Source organism: Dactylosporangium sp. CS-033363, from assembly GCF_050942475.1.
Classification (GTDB): domain Bacteria; phylum Actinomycetota; class Actinomycetes; order Mycobacteriales; family Micromonosporaceae; genus Dactylosporangium.
Genome location: NZ_CP192032.1, coordinates 665,739 through 687,268, shown reverse-complemented (window position 1 = coordinate 687,268; position 21,530 = coordinate 665,739). Strand labels below are relative to the sequence as shown.

26 protein-coding genes are annotated in these 21,530 nt (G+C 71.2%); 16 read left to right on the top strand and 10 right to left on the bottom strand.

Translation table 11 applies throughout. The features are described 5' to 3' along the window. Window positions 1-74 precede the first annotated feature (74 nt). Window positions 75-701, top strand: a complete 627-nt coding sequence (locus tag ACQPZ4_RS03240; protein ID WP_433055850.1) for a DUF47 domain-containing protein — start codon at window positions 75-77, stop codon at window positions 699-701. Window positions 702-703: 2 nt separating this feature from the next. Then, on the top strand, window positions 704-1,717 hold the full coding sequence (locus tag ACQPZ4_RS03235; RefSeq protein WP_433066206.1) for an anion permease: 1,014 nt from the start codon (window positions 704-706) through the stop codon (window positions 1,715-1,717). A 1-nt stretch (window position 1,718) separates the two neighbouring features. Here the strand turns inward: ACQPZ4_RS03235 and ACQPZ4_RS03230 are convergent, their stop codons facing one another. Genes ACQPZ4_RS03230 through ACQPZ4_RS03220 form a run of 3 tightly spaced genes read right to left on the bottom strand, consistent with a single transcriptional unit; the run spans window position 1,719 to window position 5,099 of the window. Continuing rightward, window positions 1,719-3,719 (bottom strand): M91 family zinc metallopeptidase, encoded by a 2,001-nt coding sequence (locus ACQPZ4_RS03230; RefSeq protein WP_433055847.1) that lies wholly within the window; start codon window positions 3,717-3,719, stop codon window positions 1,719-1,721. A gap of 26 nt (window positions 3,720-3,745) precedes the next feature. Then, window positions 3,746-4,072, bottom strand: coding sequence for a hypothetical protein (locus ACQPZ4_RS03225; protein WP_433055844.1), 327 nt, complete (start codon window positions 4,070-4,072; stop codon window positions 3,746-3,748). 49 nt (window positions 4,073-4,121) lie between these two features. Then, entirely contained in the window at window positions 4,122-5,099 is a 978-nt protein-coding gene (locus tag ACQPZ4_RS03220) for a Gfo/Idh/MocA family protein (RefSeq protein ID WP_433055841.1), read from the bottom strand. Window positions 5,100-5,116: 17 nt separating this feature from the next. On the opposite strand from ACQPZ4_RS03220, the gene ACQPZ4_RS03215 reads away from it, so the two are divergent. Together ACQPZ4_RS03215 and ACQPZ4_RS03210 are read left to right on the top strand one after the other, a co-directional pair. Beyond that, a complete protein-coding gene (locus tag ACQPZ4_RS03215; protein ID WP_433055838.1) occupies window positions 5,117-5,557 on the top strand; it encodes a hypothetical protein in 441 nt (146 codons plus the stop codon). Window positions 5,558-5,566: 9 nt separating this feature from the next. Beyond that, window positions 5,567-6,331, top strand: coding sequence for an NUDIX hydrolase (locus tag ACQPZ4_RS03210; RefSeq protein WP_433055835.1), 765 nt, complete (start codon window positions 5,567-5,569; stop codon window positions 6,329-6,331). A 9-nt stretch (window positions 6,332-6,340) separates the two neighbouring features. On the opposite strand, the gene pstB is transcribed toward ACQPZ4_RS03210, so the two are convergent. The 6 genes from pstB to ACQPZ4_RS03180 all read right to left on the bottom strand — a co-directional run bounded on the left by pstB (window position 6,341) and on the right by ACQPZ4_RS03180 (window position 12,281). Next, window positions 6,341-7,117: a phosphate ABC transporter ATP-binding protein PstB gene (gene pstB, locus ACQPZ4_RS03205; protein ID WP_433055832.1), complete on the bottom strand. Its 777-nt coding sequence runs from the start codon at window positions 7,115-7,117 to the stop codon at window positions 6,341-6,343. Window positions 7,118-7,133: 16 nt separating this feature from the next. Continuing rightward, entirely contained in the window at window positions 7,134-8,222 is a 1,089-nt protein-coding gene (gene pstA, locus ACQPZ4_RS03200; RefSeq protein ID WP_433055829.1) for a phosphate ABC transporter permease PstA, read from the bottom strand. Beyond that, window positions 8,222-9,214 carry a phosphate ABC transporter permease subunit PstC gene (gene pstC / locus ACQPZ4_RS03195; protein WP_433055826.1) on the bottom strand — a complete coding sequence of 331 codons (993 nt, stop codon included), beginning with the start codon at window positions 9,212-9,214 and terminating at the stop codon, window positions 8,222-8,224. The genes pstA and pstC overlap by 1 nt, the downstream gene beginning before the upstream one ends. Before the next feature lie 12 nt (window positions 9,215-9,226). After that, complete coding sequence (pstS, locus tag ACQPZ4_RS03190) at window positions 9,227-10,348, bottom strand: phosphate ABC transporter substrate-binding protein PstS (protein ID WP_433055823.1); 1,122 nt, start codon at window positions 10,346-10,348, stop codon at window positions 9,227-9,229. A 255-nt stretch (window positions 10,349-10,603) separates the two neighbouring features. Further along, window positions 10,604-11,557 (bottom strand): mycothiol synthase, encoded by a 954-nt coding sequence (mshD, locus tag ACQPZ4_RS03185; protein WP_433055820.1) that lies wholly within the window; start codon window positions 11,555-11,557, stop codon window positions 10,604-10,606. A gap of 22 nt (window positions 11,558-11,579) precedes the next feature. After that, on the bottom strand, window positions 11,580-12,281 hold the full coding sequence (locus ACQPZ4_RS03180) for a winged helix-turn-helix transcriptional regulator (protein ID WP_433055817.1): 702 nt from the start codon (window positions 12,279-12,281) through the stop codon (window positions 11,580-11,582). Between the two features lie 362 nt (window positions 12,282-12,643). Between ACQPZ4_RS03180 and ACQPZ4_RS03175 the strand changes: the two genes are divergently transcribed. From ACQPZ4_RS03175 to ACQPZ4_RS03150, 6 genes are all read left to right on the top strand, one after another. After that, the gene (locus tag ACQPZ4_RS03175) at window positions 12,644-13,606 is read left to right on the top strand and encodes a hypothetical protein (protein WP_433055814.1); all 963 of its coding nucleotides are present in this window, start codon (window positions 12,644-12,646) and stop codon (window positions 13,604-13,606) included. 108 nt (window positions 13,607-13,714) lie between these two features. After that, window positions 13,715-14,485, top strand: a complete 771-nt coding sequence (locus tag ACQPZ4_RS03170) for an LmeA family phospholipid-binding protein (RefSeq protein ID WP_433055812.1) — start codon at window positions 13,715-13,717, stop codon at window positions 14,483-14,485. A 31-nt stretch (window positions 14,486-14,516) separates the two neighbouring features. Then, the gene (locus ACQPZ4_RS03165; protein ID WP_390891029.1) at window positions 14,517-14,609 is read left to right on the top strand and encodes an Ms5788A family Cys-rich leader peptide; all 93 of its coding nucleotides are present in this window, start codon (window positions 14,517-14,519) and stop codon (window positions 14,607-14,609) included. A 176-nt stretch (window positions 14,610-14,785) separates the two neighbouring features. Next, a complete protein-coding gene (locus tag ACQPZ4_RS03160) occupies window positions 14,786-15,637 on the top strand; it encodes a sulfurtransferase (protein ID WP_433055808.1) in 852 nt (283 codons plus the stop codon). A 16-nt stretch (window positions 15,638-15,653) separates the two neighbouring features. Then, on the top strand, window positions 15,654-15,962 hold the full coding sequence (locus ACQPZ4_RS03155) for a DUF1416 domain-containing protein (RefSeq protein WP_433055805.1): 309 nt from the start codon (window positions 15,654-15,656) through the stop codon (window positions 15,960-15,962). A 145-nt stretch (window positions 15,963-16,107) separates the two neighbouring features. Continuing rightward, window positions 16,108-16,893 carry a hypothetical protein gene (locus tag ACQPZ4_RS03150; protein ID WP_433055802.1) on the top strand — a complete coding sequence of 262 codons (786 nt, stop codon included), beginning with the start codon at window positions 16,108-16,110 and terminating at the stop codon, window positions 16,891-16,893. Between the two features lie 51 nt (window positions 16,894-16,944). On the opposite strand, the gene ACQPZ4_RS03145 is transcribed toward ACQPZ4_RS03150, so the two are convergent. Further along, window positions 16,945-17,319, bottom strand: a complete 375-nt coding sequence (locus ACQPZ4_RS03145; protein ID WP_433055799.1) for a DsrE family protein — start codon at window positions 17,317-17,319, stop codon at window positions 16,945-16,947. A 12-nt stretch (window positions 17,320-17,331) separates the two neighbouring features. On the opposite strand from ACQPZ4_RS03145, the gene mtfM reads away from it, so the two are divergent. From mtfM to ACQPZ4_RS03115, 6 genes are all read left to right on the top strand, one after another. Then, window positions 17,332-17,436 carry a small membrane protein MtfM gene (gene mtfM, locus ACQPZ4_RS03140; protein ID WP_033363477.1) on the top strand — a complete coding sequence of 35 codons (105 nt, stop codon included), beginning with the start codon at window positions 17,332-17,334 and terminating at the stop codon, window positions 17,434-17,436. Continuing rightward, entirely contained in the window at window positions 17,433-18,020 is a 588-nt protein-coding gene (locus ACQPZ4_RS03135; protein WP_433055795.1) for an FABP family protein, read from the top strand. The genes mtfM and ACQPZ4_RS03135 overlap by 4 nt, the downstream gene beginning before the upstream one ends. Before the next feature lies 1 nt (window position 18,021). After that, entirely contained in the window at window positions 18,022-18,456 is a 435-nt protein-coding gene (locus ACQPZ4_RS03130; protein WP_433055792.1) for a Fur family transcriptional regulator, read from the top strand. Continuing rightward, the gene (locus ACQPZ4_RS03125) at window positions 18,450-19,514 is read left to right on the top strand and encodes a YgfZ/GcvT domain-containing protein (RefSeq protein WP_433055789.1); all 1,065 of its coding nucleotides are present in this window, start codon (window positions 18,450-18,452) and stop codon (window positions 19,512-19,514) included. Before ACQPZ4_RS03130 ends, ACQPZ4_RS03125 begins: the two co-directional genes overlap by 7 nt. A gap of 178 nt (window positions 19,515-19,692) precedes the next feature. Then, window positions 19,693-20,526 carry a 3-keto-5-aminohexanoate cleavage protein gene (locus tag ACQPZ4_RS03120; RefSeq protein ID WP_433055786.1) on the top strand — a complete coding sequence of 278 codons (834 nt, stop codon included), beginning with the start codon at window positions 19,693-19,695 and terminating at the stop codon, window positions 20,524-20,526. Further along, a complete protein-coding gene (locus tag ACQPZ4_RS03115) occupies window positions 20,519-21,466 on the top strand; it encodes an asparaginase (RefSeq protein ID WP_433055783.1) in 948 nt (315 codons plus the stop codon). Before ACQPZ4_RS03120 ends, ACQPZ4_RS03115 begins: the two co-directional genes overlap by 8 nt. Window positions 21,467-21,530 lie beyond the last annotated feature (64 nt).

Genomic DNA, 21,530 nt, shown 5'->3' with positions numbered 1-21,530 from the left:
GGCCGCATGGTGAGGGCCTTAGCATTCACGGTTTAGGAGTTTCGGCGCCCCCTTGATGACGTAAGAGGTTCACTGTGCGGTTCAGGCTGCGTCCCAGCGACGATTCGTTCTACGAACTGTTCAGCCGTGCGGCGCAGAACCTCGTCAAGGGCACCGACCTGCTGTCCGAGCTGGCCGTCCCGGGCGTCGACGTCCAGTCGGTGAGCGAGCGGCTGGTCGAGGTCGAGCACGACAGCGACGCGATCACGCATGAGCTGTACAAGAAGATCAACTCCAGCTTCCTCACGCCGTTCGACCGCGAGGACATCTACCGCCTCGGCTCGCAGCTCGACGACGTGATGGACCACCTCGAGGCGGTGGGCAGCCTCCTGTACCTCTACGGCCTCACCAAGCTCCCGTCGCTGCCCCGCGAGATCCACGAGATCGTGAAGGTGCTCGACCAGCAGTCCCGGCTCACCGCCGAGGCGATGCCCCGCCTGAAGTCGATGAAGGACCTCGAGTCGTACTGGGTGGAGTGCAACCGGCTGGAGAACGACGGTGACAGCGCCTACCGCATGGCCCTGGTCCGGCTGTTCTCCGGCGAGTACGACGCGCTGACCGTGCTCAAGATGAAGGAGGTCGTGGACGAGCTCGAGGCCGCCTGCGACGCCTTCGAGCACGTGGCCAACACGATCGAGACCATTGTGGTCAAGGAGTCGTAGCCATCAGCGCACAGCTCGCAGGGGTTCTCGCCGTCATCCTGGTGGCGCTGATCTTCGATTACACCAACGGCTTCCACGACGCCGCCAACGCCATCGCCACCTCGGTGTCGACCCGCGCGCTGACCCCGCGCGCCGGGCTGCTCATGGCCGCGGCCGGCAACTTCATCGGCGCGCATCTGGGTGGCCACGTCGCCGCGACCGTCGGCAGCGGCATCATCGACCCGCCGACCGGCATGAGCGGGCTGGGCATCGTCTTCGCGGCGGTCGTCGGGGCCATCGCCTGGAACCTCGTCACGTGGTACTTCGGCATGCCCTCCTCCTCGTCGCACGCCCTGTTCGGCGGCCTGGTGGGCGCCTCCGTCTGCGCCGTGTGGTTCGGCCTCGACGCGAAGGTCCTCTGGTCCGGCATCGTGGACAAGGTCCTGGTGCCGATGGTCGTCTCGCCGGTGGTCGGCTTCGTGCTCGGCGGCGCGTTCATGATCGCCATCATGTGGGCGTTCCGGCGGGCCCACCCGCGCGTGCTCGGCCGCGGCTTCCGGCGGGCCCAGACGGTCTCGGCGGCGGCGATGGCGATCGGCCACGGCATGCAGGACGCCGCCAAGACCATGGGCATCATCGTGCTGGCCCTTTACACGGGCGGCTACCACGCCGACAAGACCGACATCCCGGAGTGGGTGTTCCTGACCTGCTCGACCGTGCTGGCCCTGGGCACGTACTCGGGCGGCTGGCGCATCATCCGCACCCTCGGCCGCAAGATCATCGACCTCGACCCGCCGCAGGGCTTCGCCGCCGAGACGGTCGCGGCCGGCGTGCTGTTCACCACCTCCCAGCTCGGGCTGCCCATCTCCACCACGCAGAGCATCACCTCGGCGATCATGGGTGTTGGCGCCACGAAGCGGCTGTCGGCGGTGCGCTGGCAGGTGGCCGGGGACATCGTGATCGCCTGGATCCTGACGTTCCCGGCCGCCGCCGTCATCGCGATGCTGACCTATCTGCTGGCCCACCCGCTGTTCTGAATCAGGGTGAGCCGTACCGCTCCCGCTCGCCCACTCCCAGCTCGCCCCGCAGCCCGTTCTCGGTCCGGGCCAGCGGGTGGCCCGGGTCGATCCGGTTCGGGGTGGCCGGGTCGCCGTCGTCGTCGATCGGCAGGCCGACCGCCTGGCGCTCGAAGTTCTTCACCGCCGGCCCGCCCTTCCACTGGTAGTCCGGCCCGCTGGCCTGGTTGTAGTCGTTCCGGTCGGCGTTGCCGCGCTCGTAGTCGTACACGTGCGCCATCTCGTGGAAGAGCGTCGTGACCGGCGGGCGGTCGTCGTAGGACGGGTTGTACTGGATGGTCGGCACCCCGTCGCGGTAGTTCGCGAAGCCGTTGCGGGCGTCGAGCGGCTCGATGTACAGCCGCTGTCCGGAAGCCCGCAGGTCCTCGAGCATCGCGCGGCCCGTGGGCGAGGCGGCGAGCAGGTCGAGGTCGGCGTGCACCCGCGCCTGGTACTGCGCATCGCCCCCCACCTCGATGAACCCGCTCAGGTCGGCGGTCTCGGCCGGGGCCATCCGCTCGACCCCGGTCACCGCGTCCTCGGCCTGCCCGAACAGCGCGTCGGCCCCGGCGCCCCCGGTCACCGCGTCGCGGCCGGCGCCGGAGTACACCACGTCGTCCCCGGCCCCGCCGTCGAGCTGGTCGTCGCCCTGGCCGCCGGAGACCACGTCCGCGCCGTCGTCCCCGGCCACCAGGTCGGCCCCCTCGCCGCCCTCGAGGTAGTCGTCACCCTGGCCGCCGCGCAGCTGGTCGGAGCCGCCCAGCCCGTAGAGCGTGTCGTCGCCGCGGCCGCCGTCGAGCCGGTCGTCCCCGTCGCCGCCGTCGAGGTAGTCCTGCCCGTCGCCGCCGGCCAGGCGGTCGAAGCCGGCCCCGCCGAGCAGGCGGTCGCGACCCCCGCCGCCGGCCAGCACGTCGTCGCCGTCGCCGCCGGACATGCGGTTCTCGCCGTCGGTACCGAAGAGCAGGTCCGCCCCGCCCCCGCCGGTCACGTCGTCGGAGCCGTAGCTGCCCCACAGCCGGTCGTCGCCGTCGCCCAGGTCGGCGTGCTCGGCGGCGTCCTCCGGCACCTTCCGGCCGGTGGGCGCCAGGACCCCGAGGCTGACGCGGTCCGCGCCCGCCCCGCCGGTCACCGTGTCCACGCCCAGGCCCGCCACGAGCACGTCGTCGCCCCGGCCGCCGGTCAGCCGGTCGTCCCCGTCGCCGCCGAGCACGGTCATGCCCGTTTGCGCGGTGGACTGGACCGTGTCGTCGCCGGCCCCGGTCCGCAGCACCAGCCGGGCCCCGGGCGGGACGATCAGCCGCACGCCGTTGACGACCACGTGGCCGTCCTCGACCTCGACGCGGTCCGCGCCACCGGTCGCCTGCACCACGAACAGGTCGCCGACCAGCCGCGCGTCGATCCCGGGCGCCGGTGGGGGCGGCACCCAGCCCGGCGCCGTCCGGCCGATGACCATGGCCCAGACCGCCCCGAGCACCTCCCAGCGCGCCCGCGCGCCGGTCAGCCGCCCGTGCTGCTCGGCCAGCCCGTGCTCCAGGTCCGCGCGGATGTCCAGCGCCTCGGCGATCCCGGCCCGCACCGCCGCGTCCTGCGCCGCGTTGACCGGCGCGAACGTGACGGTCCCGGCGCCGCGCCGGTGCGGTACTCCCGACGCGAAGCCGAAGGCAGCGTCGAGCTGGTCCCGGCCGTTGCGGAGCAGGGCGGCCGCCCCGTCCAGCGCGACGGACGTGTCCAGCAGGACGGCGTCGAGGTCGTGCAGGCATTCCGTGTACTTCGCGAAGTGCCGCCGGAACCCGTCCGCGGCCTCGCCCTCCCAGGAGCCGCGGGTCACCGGGCCCGCCGCCTGCTCCAGTGCGTCCAGGGCGGCGCGCACGTCGGCGCGGACCGCCCGCCAGGTCGTGGCCGCCCGCCCGAGCAGCTCGGGTCGCGCGGCGAGTTCCCAGATGTCGTCCACCGTGACGGCGGACAGCTCTACCGTCTGCACCATCAGTCGTTCCCCCGTGTGGTGTGGGTCTAGAGCGGCGCCCGCCGCGCGTTGCCCACGGTCTGCATGGCCTGCCGATCGGCGGCCAGATACGCGAAGGCCGTCTGCAGCAGCGCGTCGGCGTCCTCTTCGAGGACTTCGACGTGTGCCGAGACGGCCCGATGGGCGTTCGCCCCGACCGCTGCCGCCGTGCGGGCCAGCCCGGCCGCCGCCTCCGTGTTGCCGAAGGCGTCGGCGGGCAGGTCCAGCTCGCCGTGGTCGGAGCGGTAGCGCCCGCCCAGTGTGTCGGCCGCGGCCAGGCAGGCGGCGGCCAGCTTGATCAATTCGTCCGGGTCGGCCCGGAGTTCCTGAGCCATACGCCGCACGGTAGTGAGGGCGGAACGCTGCGTCCGCCCCGTTCAGTCCTCAGCTTGAATAGTCAAGTCCGACAATTCCGGAAACCTCCGCAAGCAGCCGGAGGATGTCCAGCGTCTCGCCGAGCGGGACCAGCGGGCTGTCCAGCAGGCCCTCGCGCAGGCAGCGGTGCACCTCCGCCGCCTCGAACTGATAGCCGCTGCCCTCGTACGGCAGGTCGAACTCCTCGGTCTCGCCGGCCCGCCAGAGCGTGAAGCCGTGCGGGTGGAAGAAGTCGCGCTTGACGTCGATGCGGCCCTGGGTGCCGGTGACGACCCCGGTCCGCGCCGTGTCCCCCAGCAGCGAGCACGTGAGCGCGGCGACGGCGCCCGAGTCGTACCCGAACAGCATGCCCGTGTTCTCGTCCACGCCCCCGCTGCTCATCCGGGCCCAGGCCTGCACCGAGGCGGGCCGGCCGAGGAACAGGTGCGCGAACGTCACGGGGTATATCCCGACGTCGTACAGCGCCCCGCCGCCGAGCTTGCGGTCGCGCAGCCGCGAGGTCTCCGGGAACGGCCCCTGCATGCCGAAGTCGGCGTGCACCGCGACCGGCTCGCCGATCGCCCCGTCGCGCACGAGCTCGGCCATCCGCCGGATCGCCGGGATGCAGCGCATCCACATCGCCTCCATGAGGAAGACGCCGAGCTCGCGGGCCGTGGCCACCATCTGCTCGGACTCCTCGACGGCGAGCGTGAACGGCTTCTCGCAGAGCACCGCCTTGCCGGCCCGCAGGGCGAGCATCGAGGCCTCGTAGTGGGCGCTGTGCGGGGTCGCCACGTAGATCGCGTCGACCTCGGGGTCCTCGACCAGCGCCTGCCAGCTCCCGTGGGCCCGGGTCACGCCGTGGGCCGCGGCGAAGCGCTCCGCCGACTCGGTGCTGCGCGAGCCGACCGCGGCCAGCTCGGCGTCGGGCAGCAGCTTGAGGTCCTCGGCGAAGGTGGCGGCGATGGAGCCGGTCGACAGAATCCCCCAGCGGATGCGATCAGTCATGGCCGTAGCTTAGGCAGGTGAACAGTTCTCCTGGAGATGGCCCGGACGCCGCTCACCGCCGTCCGGCGGGCGTTTCGGACAAGACCGTCGAGGCGCTGGGCAAGCTCAGCGAGGCCCTGGAGACCGTCGAGCGGGCCCGCGGCCGCCTCTACGACCTCCACCAGCTCATCGGGCACGCCGACCTGATGCTCGACGACGCCGTGGCCATGCTGCGCGAGGCCGGGCACGACGGCACGGCCGAGCGGATCGAGACCGAACTCCTGGGGCGCAACGTGATCCCGGGGCGCTGGACCTTCCAGATCGTCGAGGACTTCGACGACGGGTACTACACCGTGTTCCGCGACCTGGAGCGGGACGCGCGGCACAAGCTCGCCCAGGGCCGCCGCCACCTGTTCGAGGCCGAGATGAAGGAGCGCCGGCGGACCCACGGTCGCGCCGGGCACGAGGCCACCCCTTAACGTAGGTTCATGGTCTCGTACAAGCTGCCGCCGAAAATGGCCGAGATGGCCCGCCGCTTCGAGGCGGAGGGCGGCGTCCCGGTGCAGCCGAGGCTGGCGAGCACGGTGGTGCTGCTGCGGGAGCCGTTCGAGGCGTACCTGATCCGCCGGGTGGCCACGATGGCCTTCGCGGCCTCCATGTACGCCTTCCCGGGCGGCGGGGTCGACCCGCGCGACGCGGCGGTCCTGCCGGGCTGGGCCGGACCCGCACCCGCGGACTGGGCGGCCCGGCTCAAGCTGGACGAGTCGGTGGCCCGCTCGGTCGTCTGCGCGGCCGTCCGCGAGGTGTTCGAGGAGTCCGGGGTGCTGCTCGCCGGGGCCGACGCGGAGTCCGTGGTCGGCGACGTGAGCGGGCCGGACTGGGAGCGGGCGCGGCGGGCGCTGATCGCGCGGGAGCTGGGCTTCGCCGAGTTCCTCAGCCGCAACGGGCTCGTGCTGCGCAGCGACCTGCTGGCGCCGTGGTCGCGCTGGGTCACGCCGGAGTTCGAGCCCCGGCGCTTCGACACGTACTTCTTCCTCGCCCTGCTGCCCAGCGGCCAGGTGACCCGGGACGTGGGCGGCGAGGCCGACGACCACGTGTGGTGCACGCCGGCCGAGGCGGCCGACGGGCGGTACACGATGCTGCCGCCGACCAGTCACACGCTGCTGGAGCTCGCGGAGGCCGGCGGCATCGAGGCCGCGCTGGCGGCGGCGCCGGACCGTGACCCGGCCGACGCCATCCGCCCTGGTGCGTGAGTCGCCGGTCTAGCCGAAGCGGCCGGTGATGTAGTCCTCGGTCTTCTTCACCGAGGGGTTGGTGAAGATCTTCGCGGTGTCGTCGTACTCGATGAGCCGGCCCGGCTCCCCGGTCTTGTCGATCGAGAAGAAGCCGGTGCGGTCCGAGACACGGGCCGCCTGCTGCATGTTGTGCGTGACGATCACGATCGTGTACTGGTTCTTCAGCTCGGTGATCAGGTCCTCGATCGCGAGCGTCGAGATCGGGTCGAGGGCCGAGCAGGGCTCGTCCATCAGCACGACCTGCGGCTCGACCGCGATCGTCCGGGCGATGCACAGCCGCTGCTGCTGACCGCCGGACAGGCCCGCGCCGGGGCGGCCCAGCCGGTCCTTGACCTCGTTCCAGAGGTTGGCGCTGCGCAGCGCCTTCTCCGCGACCTCTTCCAGCACCGACTTCTTGCGCACGCCGTTGAGGCGCAGGCCGGCGACGACGTTCTCGAAGATCGACATCGTCGGGAAGGGGTTCGGCCGCTGGAACACCATGCCGATCATCCGGCGCACGGCCGTCACGTCGACGTCGCGGTCGTAGATGTTCTGCCCGTCGATCAGGAGCTGGCCCTCGATGCGCGCGTTGGGCAGCACCTCGTGCATGCGGTTGATCGACCGCAGGAACGTGGACTTGCCGCAACCCGAGGGTCCGATCAGGGCGGTGACCGACTTGGGCTCGATCGTCATCGACACGGAGTCGATCGCCTTGAACGATCCGTAGTACGAGGTGACGCCGTGGGCTTCAATCCGCTTTGCCATGTTGGCGCTCCAGTGATTATCGGGCGAGCTTGTTGCGGCGGGCGAGCAGCTTCGCGGCAACGGTGAGGACGAGAACGAGGACGACCAGCGTCAAAGCGGCCGTCCAGGCCCGCCCAGGCGCGAACTCCGAGGCGACACCGGCCTGCTGATACACGAACAGCGACAGCGACGACTGGTTGCCGTCGAACAGGTTGAAGTTGATCGCGGAGGCGCCACCGGCCACGAGGAGCACCGGAGCCGTCTCACCACACGCGCGGGCCACAGCCAGCATGACACCGGTCACGATGCCGGGGCCAGCGGTCGGGAGGACGATGCTGGTGATCGTCTTCCACTTCGGCACGCCCAGCGCGTACGAGCCCTCACGGAGCGCGGTCGGCACCAGCCGCAGCATCTCCTCGGCGGACCGCACGACGGTCGGCAGCATGAGCACGCTGAGCGACAGGCCGGCGGCGAAGCCCGAGTAGTGGGCGAAGCCGTCCGAGCTGTACAGCGGCGTGATCGTGAACACCCAGAACGACAGGATGAACAGACCGGCGACGATCGAGGGGATACCGGTCATGACGTCGACGAAGAAGCGGATGAGGTTGGCGAACCAGCCCCGGCCGTACTCGACGATGTAGATGGCGCCCAGGATGCCCAGCGGCACGGTGATCAGCGTGGCGATGCCCGCCTGCTCGATCGTGCCGATGATGGCGTGGTACGCGCCGCCCTGCTCGTCGAACGGGCCGATGTTGTTCATCGACGTGTTGAAGAAGTTGCCGTCGAGGCGGTCGCTGCCCTTGTCGAGCAGGGTGTAGACCACCGAGAGCAGCGGCAGCAGGGCGAGGATGAACGCCCCGTAGATCATGATGCTCGCCATGCGGTTGCGCGCCGACCGGCCGCCCTCGACCACGGTCGCCGCGACTCCCATGAGGAGCACGAACAGCACCGCGGCGACGACGCCGGTGAGCACCCAGCCACCCGCGCCGGTGAGCTTGATCAGCACGTACGACAGCACGATCGCCACGACGACGACCACGTACGGCGACCACGACGGCAGCGTCTTGGTCCGCAGCTGGGACGCGTCCTGCACGCCCAGGCTGCGAACGGGGGTCTCGACGGCCATTACGCACTGCCTCCCACGAACTCACGACGCCGGTACACGATCGCGCGAGCGGCCATGTTGACGACGAGCGTGATGGCGAACAGCACCAGACCGGACGCGATGAGCGCGCTGCGGCCGAACTCGTTGGCCTCGCCGAACCGGCTGGCGATGTTGGAGGCGATGGTGACGCCGCCGGGGCCCAGCAGGTCGAAGTTCACGGCGAAGACGCTGCCGAGGGTCAGGGCGAGCGCGATCGTCTCGCCCAGCGCGCGGCCGAGGCCGAGCATGACCGAGGCGATGATGCCGGCGCGGCCGTAGGGGATGACCGCGGTGCGGATCATTTCCCACTTGGTCGAGCCGAGCGCGAGCGCGGCCTCCTGGTTCTCCGGAGGCGTCTGGAGGAACACCTCACGGGACAGCGAGGTCACGATCGGCAGGATCATGATGCCCAGCACGACCGAACCCAGCAGCACGGACTTGCCGTAGGGGCCCTCGCTGCCGAAGATCGGCAGCCAGCCCGCCACGTCGTGCAGCCAGGCGGAGAAGTTGGAGATGGGCTCGTAGAAGTAGTCCCGGCCCCACAGACCGAACACGACGCTCGGCACCGCCGCGAGCAGGTCGATGACGAAGCTCAGCGCCGTCGCGACCCGCCGGTGTGCGTAGTGCGACAGGCACAGCGCGATGCCCAGGGCCACCGGAACGGCCATGAGCAGCGCGAGCACGGCGGTGAGCACCGTCCCGAAGGCGGTCGCGGCGACACCGAACTTCGGCTGGTCGCCGTCGGTGAACCAGTCCTTGTAGGTCAGGAAGTTCTCGGTGTCCTTGCTGATGGCCGGGATCGCCTTGACGAGCAGGAAGATGGCGATGGCCGCGATGATGACGAGCACCATCGAGCCGGCGGCCGTGGCGGTTCCGCGGAAAATGATGTCACCGCTGAACCGCTTGCGCGGCGGAAGACCGCCACCTCCGTCGGGCGAACCGACGGAGGTGGCGGGCTGAGTCGTCTGGCTCAACGAGACTTCCTGTCAGGCCAGGTTCTTGACGGAGGCAGCGACCTTGGCGCGGACCGACTCGGGCAGCGGGGCGTAGCCCAGCTTGTCGAGCTGGGTCTGGCCGTCGGCGCTCGAGGTGAAGCCGAGGAAGCCCTTGAGGAGCGCGAGCTTGTCGGCCTGGTTGCCCTTGCTGCAGACGATCTCGTAGGTCACCAGGACGATCGGGTAGGCCCCGGCCTCCTTGGTGGAGTAGTCGATCGTCATGGCCAGGTCGTCACCGGTGCCGGTGACCTTGGCGCCCGCGATGGTCTTGCCCGCGGCCTCACCGGTCAGGGCGGTGTACTCGCCCGCGCCGTTGTAGACCTTGGCGGTCGCGAGGGCGTTGGTCTTGGCGAACGACCACTCGACGTAGCCGATGGCGCCGGCCGTCTTCTTGAGGGCCGCGGCCACACCGTCGGACTTCTGCTCGCCCGAGCCGCCCGGCGCCTTCCAGACCTTGTCCTTGCCGAAGGTCCACACGCTCGGCGCGGTCTGGGTCAGGTAGTTGGTGAAGTTCTCCGTGGTGCCGGAGGAGTCACCGCGGTGCACCGCGAGGATCGCGGTCGACGGCAGGGTGGCCGACGGGTTGTCCGCCTTGATCGCGGCGTCGTCCCACTTGGTGACGGTACCGGCGAAGATCTTGGCGATGGTCTCCGGCTTGAGCTGGAGGTCCTTGACGCCGTCGAGGTTGTAGGCGATCGCGATCGGACCGGTCACCATCGGCAGGTTGAGCGCCGGGGCGCCGCCGCAGCGGGCGTTGGCCTTGGTCTGCTCGTCGCCCGACTTCAGCGAGGAGTCAGAACCGGCGAAGTCGGCCGTGCCGCCCTGGAACGCGGTGATGCCCGCACCGGAGGCGGTCGCCTGGTAGTTCACCTGGGCGCCCGAGCACTTCTGCTGGTAGGCCTTGGCCCACTCGGCCATGGCGTTGCCCTGAGCGCTCGAGCCCTGCGAAGTAAGGGTGCCACTCGCGCACTCGACGGTGCTGCCGCCGGTGCCACCGGAGGCGCCGTTCGTAGCCGAGGTCGCGGGGTCGTTGTTGTCCGAGCCGCACGCGGCGAGCGCGAGCGTCGCGGTGAGCGCGATGCCGGCGATGAGGCCGTGCCGCTTGAAGTTCACTGCGGTCCCTTCGTCGGGAGTAATCCGACTTCCGATGCCTGGGGAGGATGTCGGAAGGCCGACGCAGTTCGTCGACTGACAGCGACGCTAAGAGGGGCAGGTAACCACCCCTCTGGAGAAGGGTGAACGCGGGGTGAACAGGTCACTCTCCGCAGATGACGCCTGGTCGGAGGCGAGTTGGCCATTGGGTGAACTGCCCAGCAGTGATGCGTGGTGTCCGTTTTGGCCGAGTGATCACTGTTACAGAGCGTCAGGTCACAGGGCGCGCTGGAACGAAACGTCGTTCGACCAGCGGACGAACCCGAGCTTCTGGTACAGCGCCACGGCCCGCGTGTTGCTCTCGTCCACGTACAGCATCACCTGGGCCAGGCCCCGGTTGCGCAGGTGGTGCAGGCCGGCCAGGGTCAGCGCCCGGCCGAGCCCGCCGCTGTGCGCGTCGGGTGCGACCCCGAGAACGTACACCTCACCGATCGGCTCGTGTGCATGAGGTTCGCTGGTGTCGTGGGGGTGAACATGCGTCTCTCCGTGGACCTTGGTCCAGTGGAAGCCGAGCAACCGATCGTCGTGCTCGTCGGTCGCCAGGATGAACCCCGCCGCCTCGAACCACGGCTCGCGCAGCCGCACGTGCAGGTCCTCGAGCGTCCACTTCCCCTGCTCGGGGTGCTCGGCGAAGGCGGCCGAGTTGACGGCCAGCCAGGCCTCGTCGTCCCGGCCGGGCTCGAAGGCACGTAGGCGTACACCCGCGGGAAGCCGGATCTCGTCGAGCGGGGCGAACAGCGAGCGCCGGAGCTGCAACAACACCCGCACCCGGGCGAAGCCGAGCCGGATGGCCAGCGCGGACGCCGACGGGTGATCACCGTGCGCCCACAGCCGCAGCCGCCCGTCGGCCCGCTCGTCGGCGACCTCCATCGCCGCCGTGACCAGCGCGCGCCCGAGTCCGTGCCGCCGGTGCAACGGGTGCACGACCAGCTCGGCCGAGGCCCCCTCGACGGCGTCGGTGGTGTCGACGTGCGCATAGCCGACGATCGTCTCGTCGTTCCAAGCCAGCAGGTGTACTGCCGGTGCCTCGCCCCCGTGCCGCAAATGCAGCACGACGTGCTCGGACAGCGGCAGGGCGCCATCGGTGTCGCCGGCCGCCCGCATGAGCGCGAGCACCTGCTCGACCTGGTCCGGAGAAAGTCGATCGGCGCGCTGGACCTCTGTGCTCATTCGATCAATCTAGCGGGGATCTTCAGACCCGGACCGGCTCCGAGTCGTGGAGCGGCCGCGACGGCGGGACCACGAACTTGTAGCCGACCTGGCGGACCGTGCCGATCATCGACTCGTACTCGGAGCCGAGCTTGGCCCGCAGCCGCCGGACGTGGACGTCCACGGTGCGGGTGCCGCCGAAGTAGTCGTAGCCCCAGACCTCGCGCAGCAGCTGGTCGCGGGTGAACACCCGGCCCGGGTGCTGGGCGAGGAACTTCAGCAGCTCGAACTCCTTGTACGTGAGGTCGAGCGGGCGGCCCTTGAGCTTGGCGGCGTACGTGTCCGGGTCGATGGTCAGCTCGCCCGCCTTGATCATCCCGCCGCTCGCCGCCGCGGCCGAGTTGAGCCGCCCGACGGCCAGGCGCAGGCGGGCCTCGATCTCGGCCGGCCCGGCGGTGGCCAGGATGACGTCGTCCAGGCCCCAGTCGGCGTGCAGCGCGACCAGCCCGGCCTCGGTGACCACGGCCAGCAGCGGGACACCCAGCCCGGTGGCGTGCAGCATCCGGCAGGTGGCGCGGGCATCGGCGAGCTCCGTGCGGGCGTCGACGATGACGGCGTCAGGGCTCGGCCCGCTCACCAGCGTGCGGACATCGCGCGGGGCGGTGCGCACCGTGTGGGGCAGCAGGTCGAGTCCCGGCAGGACCACCTGGCCCGCGGGTGCCGCGGTCAGCAGCAGAATCTCCACGAGTCACCTCCGTGGCCGCGGCGCCTCCCGCGAGGAGGGGCGCTGTGGGCTCGCTAGCGTCCCGGCAGCACTGACGGGAGGTATGTGGCTTGTCCCGAACGAGAATATCGGAGTATTCACGTTTTGCGACCGGTCGAACCGCACTTCGAGACAGTCGGGTGAGCCACACCCCATCATTTCCGGCAACGTGGTATGGCCCGCGTGACCTGCGTTTCTAGTGTATTTCACATTCGTGTTGAGCCCGTTTCGGGCGCACTTTCGGGTGTTGTACGGCCCTATGGCCCGGACCGGCTGCGAGCACCGCTCCAGGCTCGCCCGTCCCCGGCGCGGCCGGAACGCCCGCTCTCTGGCACCATCGTTGCGTGCCCGCATCCCCGCCGCCCACCGAGGACTTCGGCGCCTGGCCCGACGCCACCGAGCCGGCCGCCCGTCGCCGTCGCCGCGACGCGGGCCCCTCGGACGGTGACCCCCGGCCGGGCGACGACGCCTCCGAGGAGCAGCCGCCGCCCCAGCCGCCCGTGCGCCGCTGGATCTCGCTGGGCGTGGCGGGCTTCGCCGCGCTGGTCGCCATCGCGCTGATCGTCGGCGCACAGACCCGCCACGAGTCCTACGCCGTGGTCGTGTTCGGCGTCCAGGCCCTCTTCGTCGCCGTCTGGACCATCGCGAGCCGCCCGCCGGCCCCGAAGGTCGTCGGCACCGTGGGCATCGCGGTCGCCCTGGGCACCGACGCGGCGGCCGTCTTCACCCGCCCCGCGTCCCTGGCCCCGCTGGCCTACGTCACCGCGGCCGGCTTCATCATCGGCGTGGTCGGCCAGCTCACCCGCCCGGCCGGCCGCCAGCGGGTCACCGAGTCCCTGGGCTCCTCGCTGGTGGTGACCCTGGGCGTGGTCTCCTTCGCCAGCCTGATCGTCCTGGGCCGCAGCCCCAAGGGCACCCAGGCGATCGTGGCCTGCCTCGCCGCCGCCGGGATCGCCCTGTTCATCGCCCGCTTCGCCGACTCGATCGCCGCCCTGCCCCGCATCGCCCCGCAGGTCCCCCGCGGCGGCGCCGGCGTCGTCCTGGGCACCATGGTCGGCACGGCGGCCGCCGGCGCCATCGGCAACTACCTGGACGGGCTCGACCCGCTGCCGAGCGCCCTGGCCGGCCTGGCCACCGCGATCGTGGCGGTCATGGTCGACCTCTCGGTCGGCTACGCCGAGGCGAGCCGCATCATCGACGGGGACGAACCCGCGTTATGGCTGGCCAGGCACATCCAGGGCCCGATCGGCGCGATCGCCTTCGCCGCGCCCGCCGCCTACGTGGCCGCCACGCTCCTGCTCCTGTAGACCTTCGGCCCACACTTGCGGCGGCCTTTCGGCCCCACACTTGCGACGGTAAGAAAAACTCGTTCGTGGGTACGAACGGTTGACGAACCACGGTCGGAGGGAGTGTCAGTGGCGGCAAGGCGAGGGGCCAAGATCGGCATCGTGCTGGTCGTCCTGGCGATCATCCTGGTCGGGGTGTTCGTCGTGGTGGACCGGATCGCGGCCAGCGCGGCCGACGACCGGATCACGCAGGAGACGAAGTCGCAGCTCGCGGCCAACAACGTGCAGTACGAGGGCGAGCCCGACGTGACCATCACCGGGTTCCCGTTCCTGACCCAGGTGCTTGCCGGCGAGTACAAGAAGATCACCATCTCGCTGACGAAGCCGCAGGTCAACAACGTCAAGCTGGACACCCTCACGGTCGAGGCGCGCTCGGTCAAGGCCGATGCCCGGGACCTCATGAACGGCAAGGGCGACGTGGTCGCCGGGGTCGTGGCCGGCAACGCGACGATGTCGTGGGAGAACGTGCGGCCGCTGCTCGAGGTGGCCGGGCTGCCGTCCTCGATCGACCCGTCCAACGTCGACCTGAAGGTCGTGGACAACAAGATCGAGATGCGGGTGCCGCTGTCGTTCCAGGGATTCAGCCTGACGCTCATCGCCAAGGGCGCGATGGTCGTGGAGACGGGCAAGGTGCGGCTGAAGCTCGAGTCGGTCACGACCGACCGCGGCAATCTGCCTTCCCAGGTCAATTCGCTGATCAAGCAGTACCAGAGCAAACTGCAGGTGTCGGTCAAGCTGCCCGGCCTTCCCTACAACCTCGTGGTCAACTCGGTGCAGACGACCGACGCGGGGCTGCAGGTCACGGCCTCGGCCGCCGACGTCAAGCTCACGGATCAGTGACGCGGCGGACCCTGGGCGGGCACGCTCGGCAATGCTAGGCTGCCGGACTATGAGCATGCTGCTCACGAAAAGGCGCGCGGTCGACCTGTGCCGCGTGGCCACGTGCCTGTGTTGCCGCCCCTAGTGGTGCGGCCCTGCAGCGTGCTCTTCTGACGGCTCGAGGCAGCGGCGCCCCAGACCGATGAGTCTGGCCCGCCGGGCTCCTTTGCGGACTCATCGTCGAAACCGTGATCCGTCCCCCTGGGTCGCGCGTGGCTCCATGCCCGCGTGCCCAACTCAATCCTGGGAGAGAGAACACCCATGAGTCGCGAATCCGCCCTGGTCACGGCCGACTGGGCCGAGCAGAACCTCGAGACCCCCGGCGTCGTGTTCGTCGAGGTCGACGAGGACACCACCGCGTACGACGGCGGGCACATCCCCGGCGCCGTCCGGATCAACTGGAAGACCGAGCTGCAGGACCAGGTCCGCCGGGACTTCGTCAACAAGCAGCAGTTCGAGGCCCTGCTGTCCAGCAAGGGCATCGGCAACGACGACCACGTCGTGCTCTACGGCGGCAACAACAACTGGTTCGCGGCCTACGCGTACTGGTACTTCAAGCTCTACGGCCACGGCGACGTCAAGCTGCTCGACGGCGGCCGCAAGAAGTGGGAGCTCGACGGGCGCCCGCTGAGCAAGGACGAGGTCGACCGCCCGGCCACCACCTACAGCGCCGTGCACGACCAGGACCTGTCGATCCGCGCCTTCCGCGATGACGCGGTCAAGGCCATCGGCTCGTACAACCTGGTCGACGTCCGCTCCCCCGACGAGTACGCCGGCCGCCTCCTCGCCCCGGCGCACCTCCCGCAGGAGCAGGCGCAGCGCCCGGGCCACATCCCGACCGCGATCTCGGTGCCGTGGAGCAAGGCCGCGAACGAGGACGGCACCTTCAAGTCCGACGACGACCTGCGCAAGATCTACGGCGAGGCCGGCCTGGACGAGAGCAAGCCGACCATCGCGTACTGCCGCATCGGCGAGCGCTCCTCGCACAGCTGGTTCGTGCTCAAGGAGATCCTGGGCCACGGCGACGTGCGCAACTACGACGGTTCGTGGACCGAGTACGGCTCGCTGGTCGGCGTGCCGGTGGCGCTGGGCGACGAGCCCGGCCAGGCCTGAGGAAAGAGGGACTGACATGAGCACCGACAGCTGCGCCGCGCCCGACCAGAGCGCTCCCCTGCCCGCGAGCGTCGACGTGGAGAAGGAGACCGTCATCACCGGGGTCGTCCGCTCCGGGTCCGAGCCGGTCGGCGGCGCCTACGTGCGCCTGCTCGACTCCACCGGCGAGTTCACGGCCGAGGTCGTCACCTCGCCGGCCGGGCAGTTCCGCTTCTTCGCCGCCCCGGGGACCTGGACGCTGCGCGCCCTGTCCCGCCAGGGCAACGGCGACGCCACCCTCGCCGCCAACCGCGGCCTGAACGAGGTTGCCGTCACCGTCGGCTGACGCCTTTCTCCTTGAGATCGCCGTCACCGTCGGCGATCTCTTGAGGTTGCCGTCACCGTCGGCTGACGCTTCGTGACGTGACGCCGCTCGCCGGGCTGAGGCCCGGCGGGCGGCGTCTCACTATGTGGCTGCGAGGATGACCGCCGTGAAGCGTCGCTGGATCATCGCCGGACTGGTCGCCTGGGCCGTGGTCATCGCCGGGCTCGCCCTGTACTCGTACTCCAGCGACCCGCCCACCGCCCGCGACCAGACCACGATCGCCGACGCGCTGCCGACGGTGGACACGGCGCTCGGACGCATCTACGCCGCCCTGGACCCGGCCGGCTCGGTCGCCGCGCTCGGCGGGTACCGGCGCACGGAGGCGAGCTGCCGGGTGACCACGGCCCGCGAGGGCACCCGCTTCAACCGCGACCTCCTCGTGTACGTCAAGCAGGACGCCGAGGCCGCCACCCTGGACCGCGTGCGGGCCGCGCTGCCCAAGGAGTACGGGGCGGAGGTGGCCCACAGCGGCACCACCGACATCCTCAGCGCCGACGCCGGCAACTTCGTGGCGGTCCGCGGCACCGTGACCGACAAGGGCGTCCTGCGCTTCACGGCCGACACGGGCTGCCGGATCCAGGACGCGGCGGTCACCGAGGCCACGCCGCAGTCCCAGAACGCCAACCGCGCCCCCGTCCAGGCCGTCCTCGACACCCTGGGCAAGCCGTCGGCGGAGTGGAGCACGCACCGCCTGACCAGCCCGGCGTGCGGCGCCCTGTGGACCGTGGAGGCGGTCGTCACCAGCGACGGCCAGGCCGCGCGGGCCACGGTTCCGGCCTCGGCGGTCGTCCTGGACACCGAGAAACTTTTCGCGTACCGCGCAGGCTCAGCCGGCGTCACGCTCCGCCGAGACGGCGACAAGTTGATCGTGAGCTCAACCGCGGGCTGCTAAATGCTGATATGTCCGATATGTCGCGGCGCGCCAGCGCCCGACATATCGTTTTCAGTAGACCAACGCCTGAGCGCCTTCCGCCAAGGCCTCCTCGACGAAGGCGGCCGCCCCGGCGATGCGGATGCCCGGTAGGACGTCGTCCGGGCCGATGTTCCGGCGCGCCGCGCACTGGGTGCAGACCGTGACCGAGCCGCCGGCCAGGACGGCCTCCAGCAGGTCAGGCAGCGGCGCCGCATGCGGGAGTTCGAACTCGGCGGCGCGCCCGGGCACGGCGAACCACGCCGACTCGCCGGTGAGCCACAGTGAGGTCGGCACGCCGCCGGCGACGGCGGTCGCGGCCACGGTGAAGGCCTGGGAGCAGCGCTCCGGGGCGTCAGATCCGGCGGTTGCCTTGACGACGAGAGAACGGGCCATGCTCCGCAGCATAGGATTCCGGTGATGGTTACGGAGATCGGGTTCGTGAGCCTGCTGGTCGCCGGCATGGGTGCGCTGGCCGGTGGGCTGATCTATCTCGCGGTTCGGGTGTCGAGGGGGCGTTGGTGACGGACGATCAGCCGCCGTGGGCGGGGCTCGCGCAGGTCGGCGAGTATCCGTACGAGGAGACGCACGACCTGCGTCAGGGGCCGGACCTGCACCCGGCGCTGCTCGGGCTGCTGCCGCTCGTCGGGGTGTGGCGCGGCCGCGGCCAGGGCGACTATCCGACGATCGAGGGCTTCCACTACGGCCAGGAGGTCCGGTTCAGCCATGACGGGCGGCCGTTCCTGTTCTACGAGTCGCGGGCGTGGCTCATCGACGAGGACGCCAACCCGATCCGGCCCGCGCAGCGCGAGGTCGGCTGGTGGCGGCCGGTGCTCGACGGCGAGGGCAAGGCGACCGACGAGCTCGAGGTGATCACGAGCGCGCCGACCGGGATCGTGGAGCTGTACACCGGCGTCGCCCGCACCACCACCCAGTGGCAGATGGCCACGGACGGCGTCGGGCGCACCGGCACGGCCAAGGAGGTGCGCGGCGGCCAGCGGCTCTACGGCATCGTCGACGGCGCGCTGCTGTACACCTTCGACATGGCCGCCGTCGGGCAGCCGCTCCAGGTCCACCTGTCCGCTCGGCTGGAGCGGGTCGCGGGATAGATTGGGAGCTGTGGACCTCGCGGAACTGCTTCGGTCGCGCGGGCTACGGCTGACCGCGCCGCGGCAGCTCGTGCTCGAGGCCGTCTACCTGCTGCGCCACGCCACGCCCGACCAGATCCACGCCGAGGTGGCGGGGAAGGCGGCCGGGGTCAACATCACCACCGTGTACCGCACGCTCGAACTCCTCGAGGAGCTCGAGCTGATCACGCACGCGCACCTGTCGCACGGCGCGCCCACGTACCACGCGGTCGACGAGCATCAGCACGCCCACCTGGTGTGCCGGGACTGCGGCTCGGTTCGCGAGCTGCCGTCCGCGGCCCTGGACCAGCTGGCCGGCGAGCTGCTCGAGTCGCGCGGCTTCCGCCTGGACATCGGGCACGTGGCGCTCTTCGGCGTGTGCGGCGACTGCGGTACGAGCAAGGGAGCACCATGCTGAGCGCCATCCCCGTCGCCGCCCTCGATCCCACCGACCCCGATGCCGGCGCCGTCGCGCACTACGGCGAACCGGCCAAGGAGCAGCGCACCCTCGACACGGCCGCCGGCCTGGTCGACCGCTCGCACACTGGCGTCCTGGCCGTGCCCGGCGCCGACCGGCTGGGCTGGCTGCACAGCCTCACCACCCAGCACCTCACCGACCTGGCCCCGATGACCGGCTCCGAGCTGCTGGTGCTCTCGCCGCACGGGCACGTCGAGCACCACGCCGTGCTCACCGACGACGGCGCGGCCACCTGGCTCGACACCGCCGACGCGCCCGGGCTGCTGCAGTTCCTTGAGCGCATGCGGTTCCTCATGCGGGTCGAGCCGGCCGAGGTCACCGAGGACTGGGCCCTGCTCTCGGTGGTCGGGCCGCAGACGGACGAGGTCCTGATCTCGCTCGGCGTCGGGCCCATGCTGCCGCCGGACCTGCTCGCGGTGCCGGACGCGAAGTTCGCCACCGGCTCGGTGCCGCCCCGCCCGACCGCCGTCTACGCCGTGGAACGCCTTTCCTACGGCGGTTGGGTGCGCCGGATGCCGTACGGTGCCGACCTCCTCGTCCCCCGCCAGCTCGTGCCGACCGTGGCCGAGGATCTCGGGCTGCCGCTCGCCGGCATCTGGGCGTTCGAGGCCATGCGGGTCGCCGCCCGCCGCCCGCGGGCCGGGTTCGAGACCGACCACAAGACGCTGCCGTCCGAGGTCGGCTGGACCGCGCCCGCCGTACACCTGGAGAAGGGCTGCTACCGCGGCCAGGAGACGATCGCCCGGGTGCACCACCTGGGCCGGCCGCCGCGCAAGCTCGCCCTGCTCCACCTCGACGGGATCGCCACCGACGAGCTCCCCGCCCGGCACACCCCGGTGCTGCTGGAGGGCGGCGAGCGGCCGGTCGGCTTCATCGGTACCGCGGTGCGCCACTACGAGCTGGGCATGGTCGCGCTGGCCGTCGTGAAGCAGAACCTCACCCCCGATTCGGCACTGCGCGTGGGCCCGTCCACCGCCCGGATCGACCCGGAGTCGTAACGGGGCCCACCGGCCGCCTCGACCGCCCGGACCGTCCGCGCCGTGACGCGGCCCCACCGCTGCGGGCCCCACCGCTGCGGGCTTCGCCTCCGTGGATCGGCGCGGTCCGGCCCGGCGACGGCCGCGATCGACCCGGAGTCGTGGTCGGGTCCCGCATCGTGGAAAACTCGGCACCGTGATGACGACGACGTTGATCACGGTGGCCCCGACCGGCGCGGAAAACCGCAAAACGGACGTGCCGGCGCTGCCCGTGACGCTGGACGAACTGGTGACGACGGCACGGGACTGCGAGGCGGTCGGGGCGAGTGTGATCCACGTCCACCTCCGCGACGACAAGGCGGAGCCGACGCTGGACCCGGGCCGGCTCACCGACGCGGTGGCCGCGCTGCGCGAGTCGACCGGCCTGATCGTGCAGCTCTCGACCGGCGGCGCGGTGACCGACCCCGAGGCCGACCGGCTGCGGGTGCTCGACGCCCGGCCCGACATGGCCTCCTGCACCATGGGCACCGTCAACTTCGGCGACGACGTGTTCCTCAACCGCTGGGAGTTCATCGTCGAGCTGCACCTGCGCATGCAGGAGCGCGGCATCGTCCCCGAGTACGAGATCTTCGACCTGGGCCAGCTCACCACCCTGGCCCGGCTGCTCGACAAGCACGGCCTGCCCGCAGGCGGGCACGTGCACGTCGACCTGGTCATGGGCGTGCCCGGCGGGATGCCCGGCACCGTCGCCGCGGTCGCCGCGTGCGAGGCGGCGATCAAGGACCTGCCCGCCGGTACCACCTTCTCGGCCACCGGCATCGGCCGCTCCTCGCTGCCCGTGCTGCTGGCCTCGCTCGCCGCCGGCGGTCACCTGCGGGTCGGGCTGGAGGACACGGTGACGTACGCGAAGGGGCAGCCGGTCGAGAGCAACGCCCAGCTCGTGGCCCGGGCCAGCGGCTTCGCCCGGCTCGCCCAGCGCCCGCCGATGAGCGCCGACCAGGCCCGTGACCTGCTCGGGATCGCCCGTGTCTGACCTGTACGCCGGCGGCGAACCGCTGGCCGAAGTCGTGCGCAACGAGTTCGTGGAGAGCCGGCACCACGGGTCGGTCGTCGTGCTCGGCGCCGACGGCGAGGTCGCGGCCTGGGCCGGGGACGTGCTCGGGGCGGTGTTCCCGCGTTCGTCCTCCAAGCCGCTGCAGGCGGTCGGGATGCTGCGCGCCGGGCTCGACGTGGACGGCCCCGACCTCGCGCTGGTGGCGGCGAGTCACCGAGGTCAGGCGGTACACGTGACGGCGGTTCAGGCTCTTCTGGACCGGACCGGGCTGACCGTGGACGACCTGCGGTGCCCGCCCGATTTCCCGCTGTCCGAGGACGCCCGCGACGCCGTGGTGCGCGCCGGGCACGGCCGCGAGCGGGTGTTCATGAACTGCTCCGGCAAGCACGCCGGGATGCTGCGGACCGCGCGGGCCAACGGGTGGCCGCTGGAGACCTATCTCGACCCGGCCCATCCGCTGCAGGAGCGGCTGACCGCGACCGTCGCCGAGCTGGCCGGCGAGCCCATCCGCGGGACCGGCGTCGACGGCTGCGGCGCGCCGGTGCTCGCGTTCTCGCTGCGCGGACTGGCGGGGTCGTTCCTGCGCCTGGTGCACGCGCCCGAGGGCACGCAGGAGCGCGCGGTGGCGGATGCGATGCGGCGGTACCCCGTGCTGGTCTCCGGCGACGACGCCGGTGACGACGACACGCGGCTCATGCGCGCGGTGCCGGGCCTGCTGCTCAAGGGCGGGGCCGAGGGCGTGGCGGCGGCCGCGGTCCCCGGCGTCGGCGCGGTGGCGCTGAAGATCGACGACGGTGGCATGCGGGCCCGCCTCCCGGTGCTCGCGTCGGCGTTCGCGCGCCTCGGGGTGAACCTTCCGGGCCGGGTTCCGGTTTTGGGCGGCGGGCGCGAGGTGGGCGTGGTTCGCTCGGTGTGGTGACCCGGTTCACGCTAGCCGGAGTTAGCACTTTGCTTGCAACCAGCTAGCACCTCGCGCTACCGTC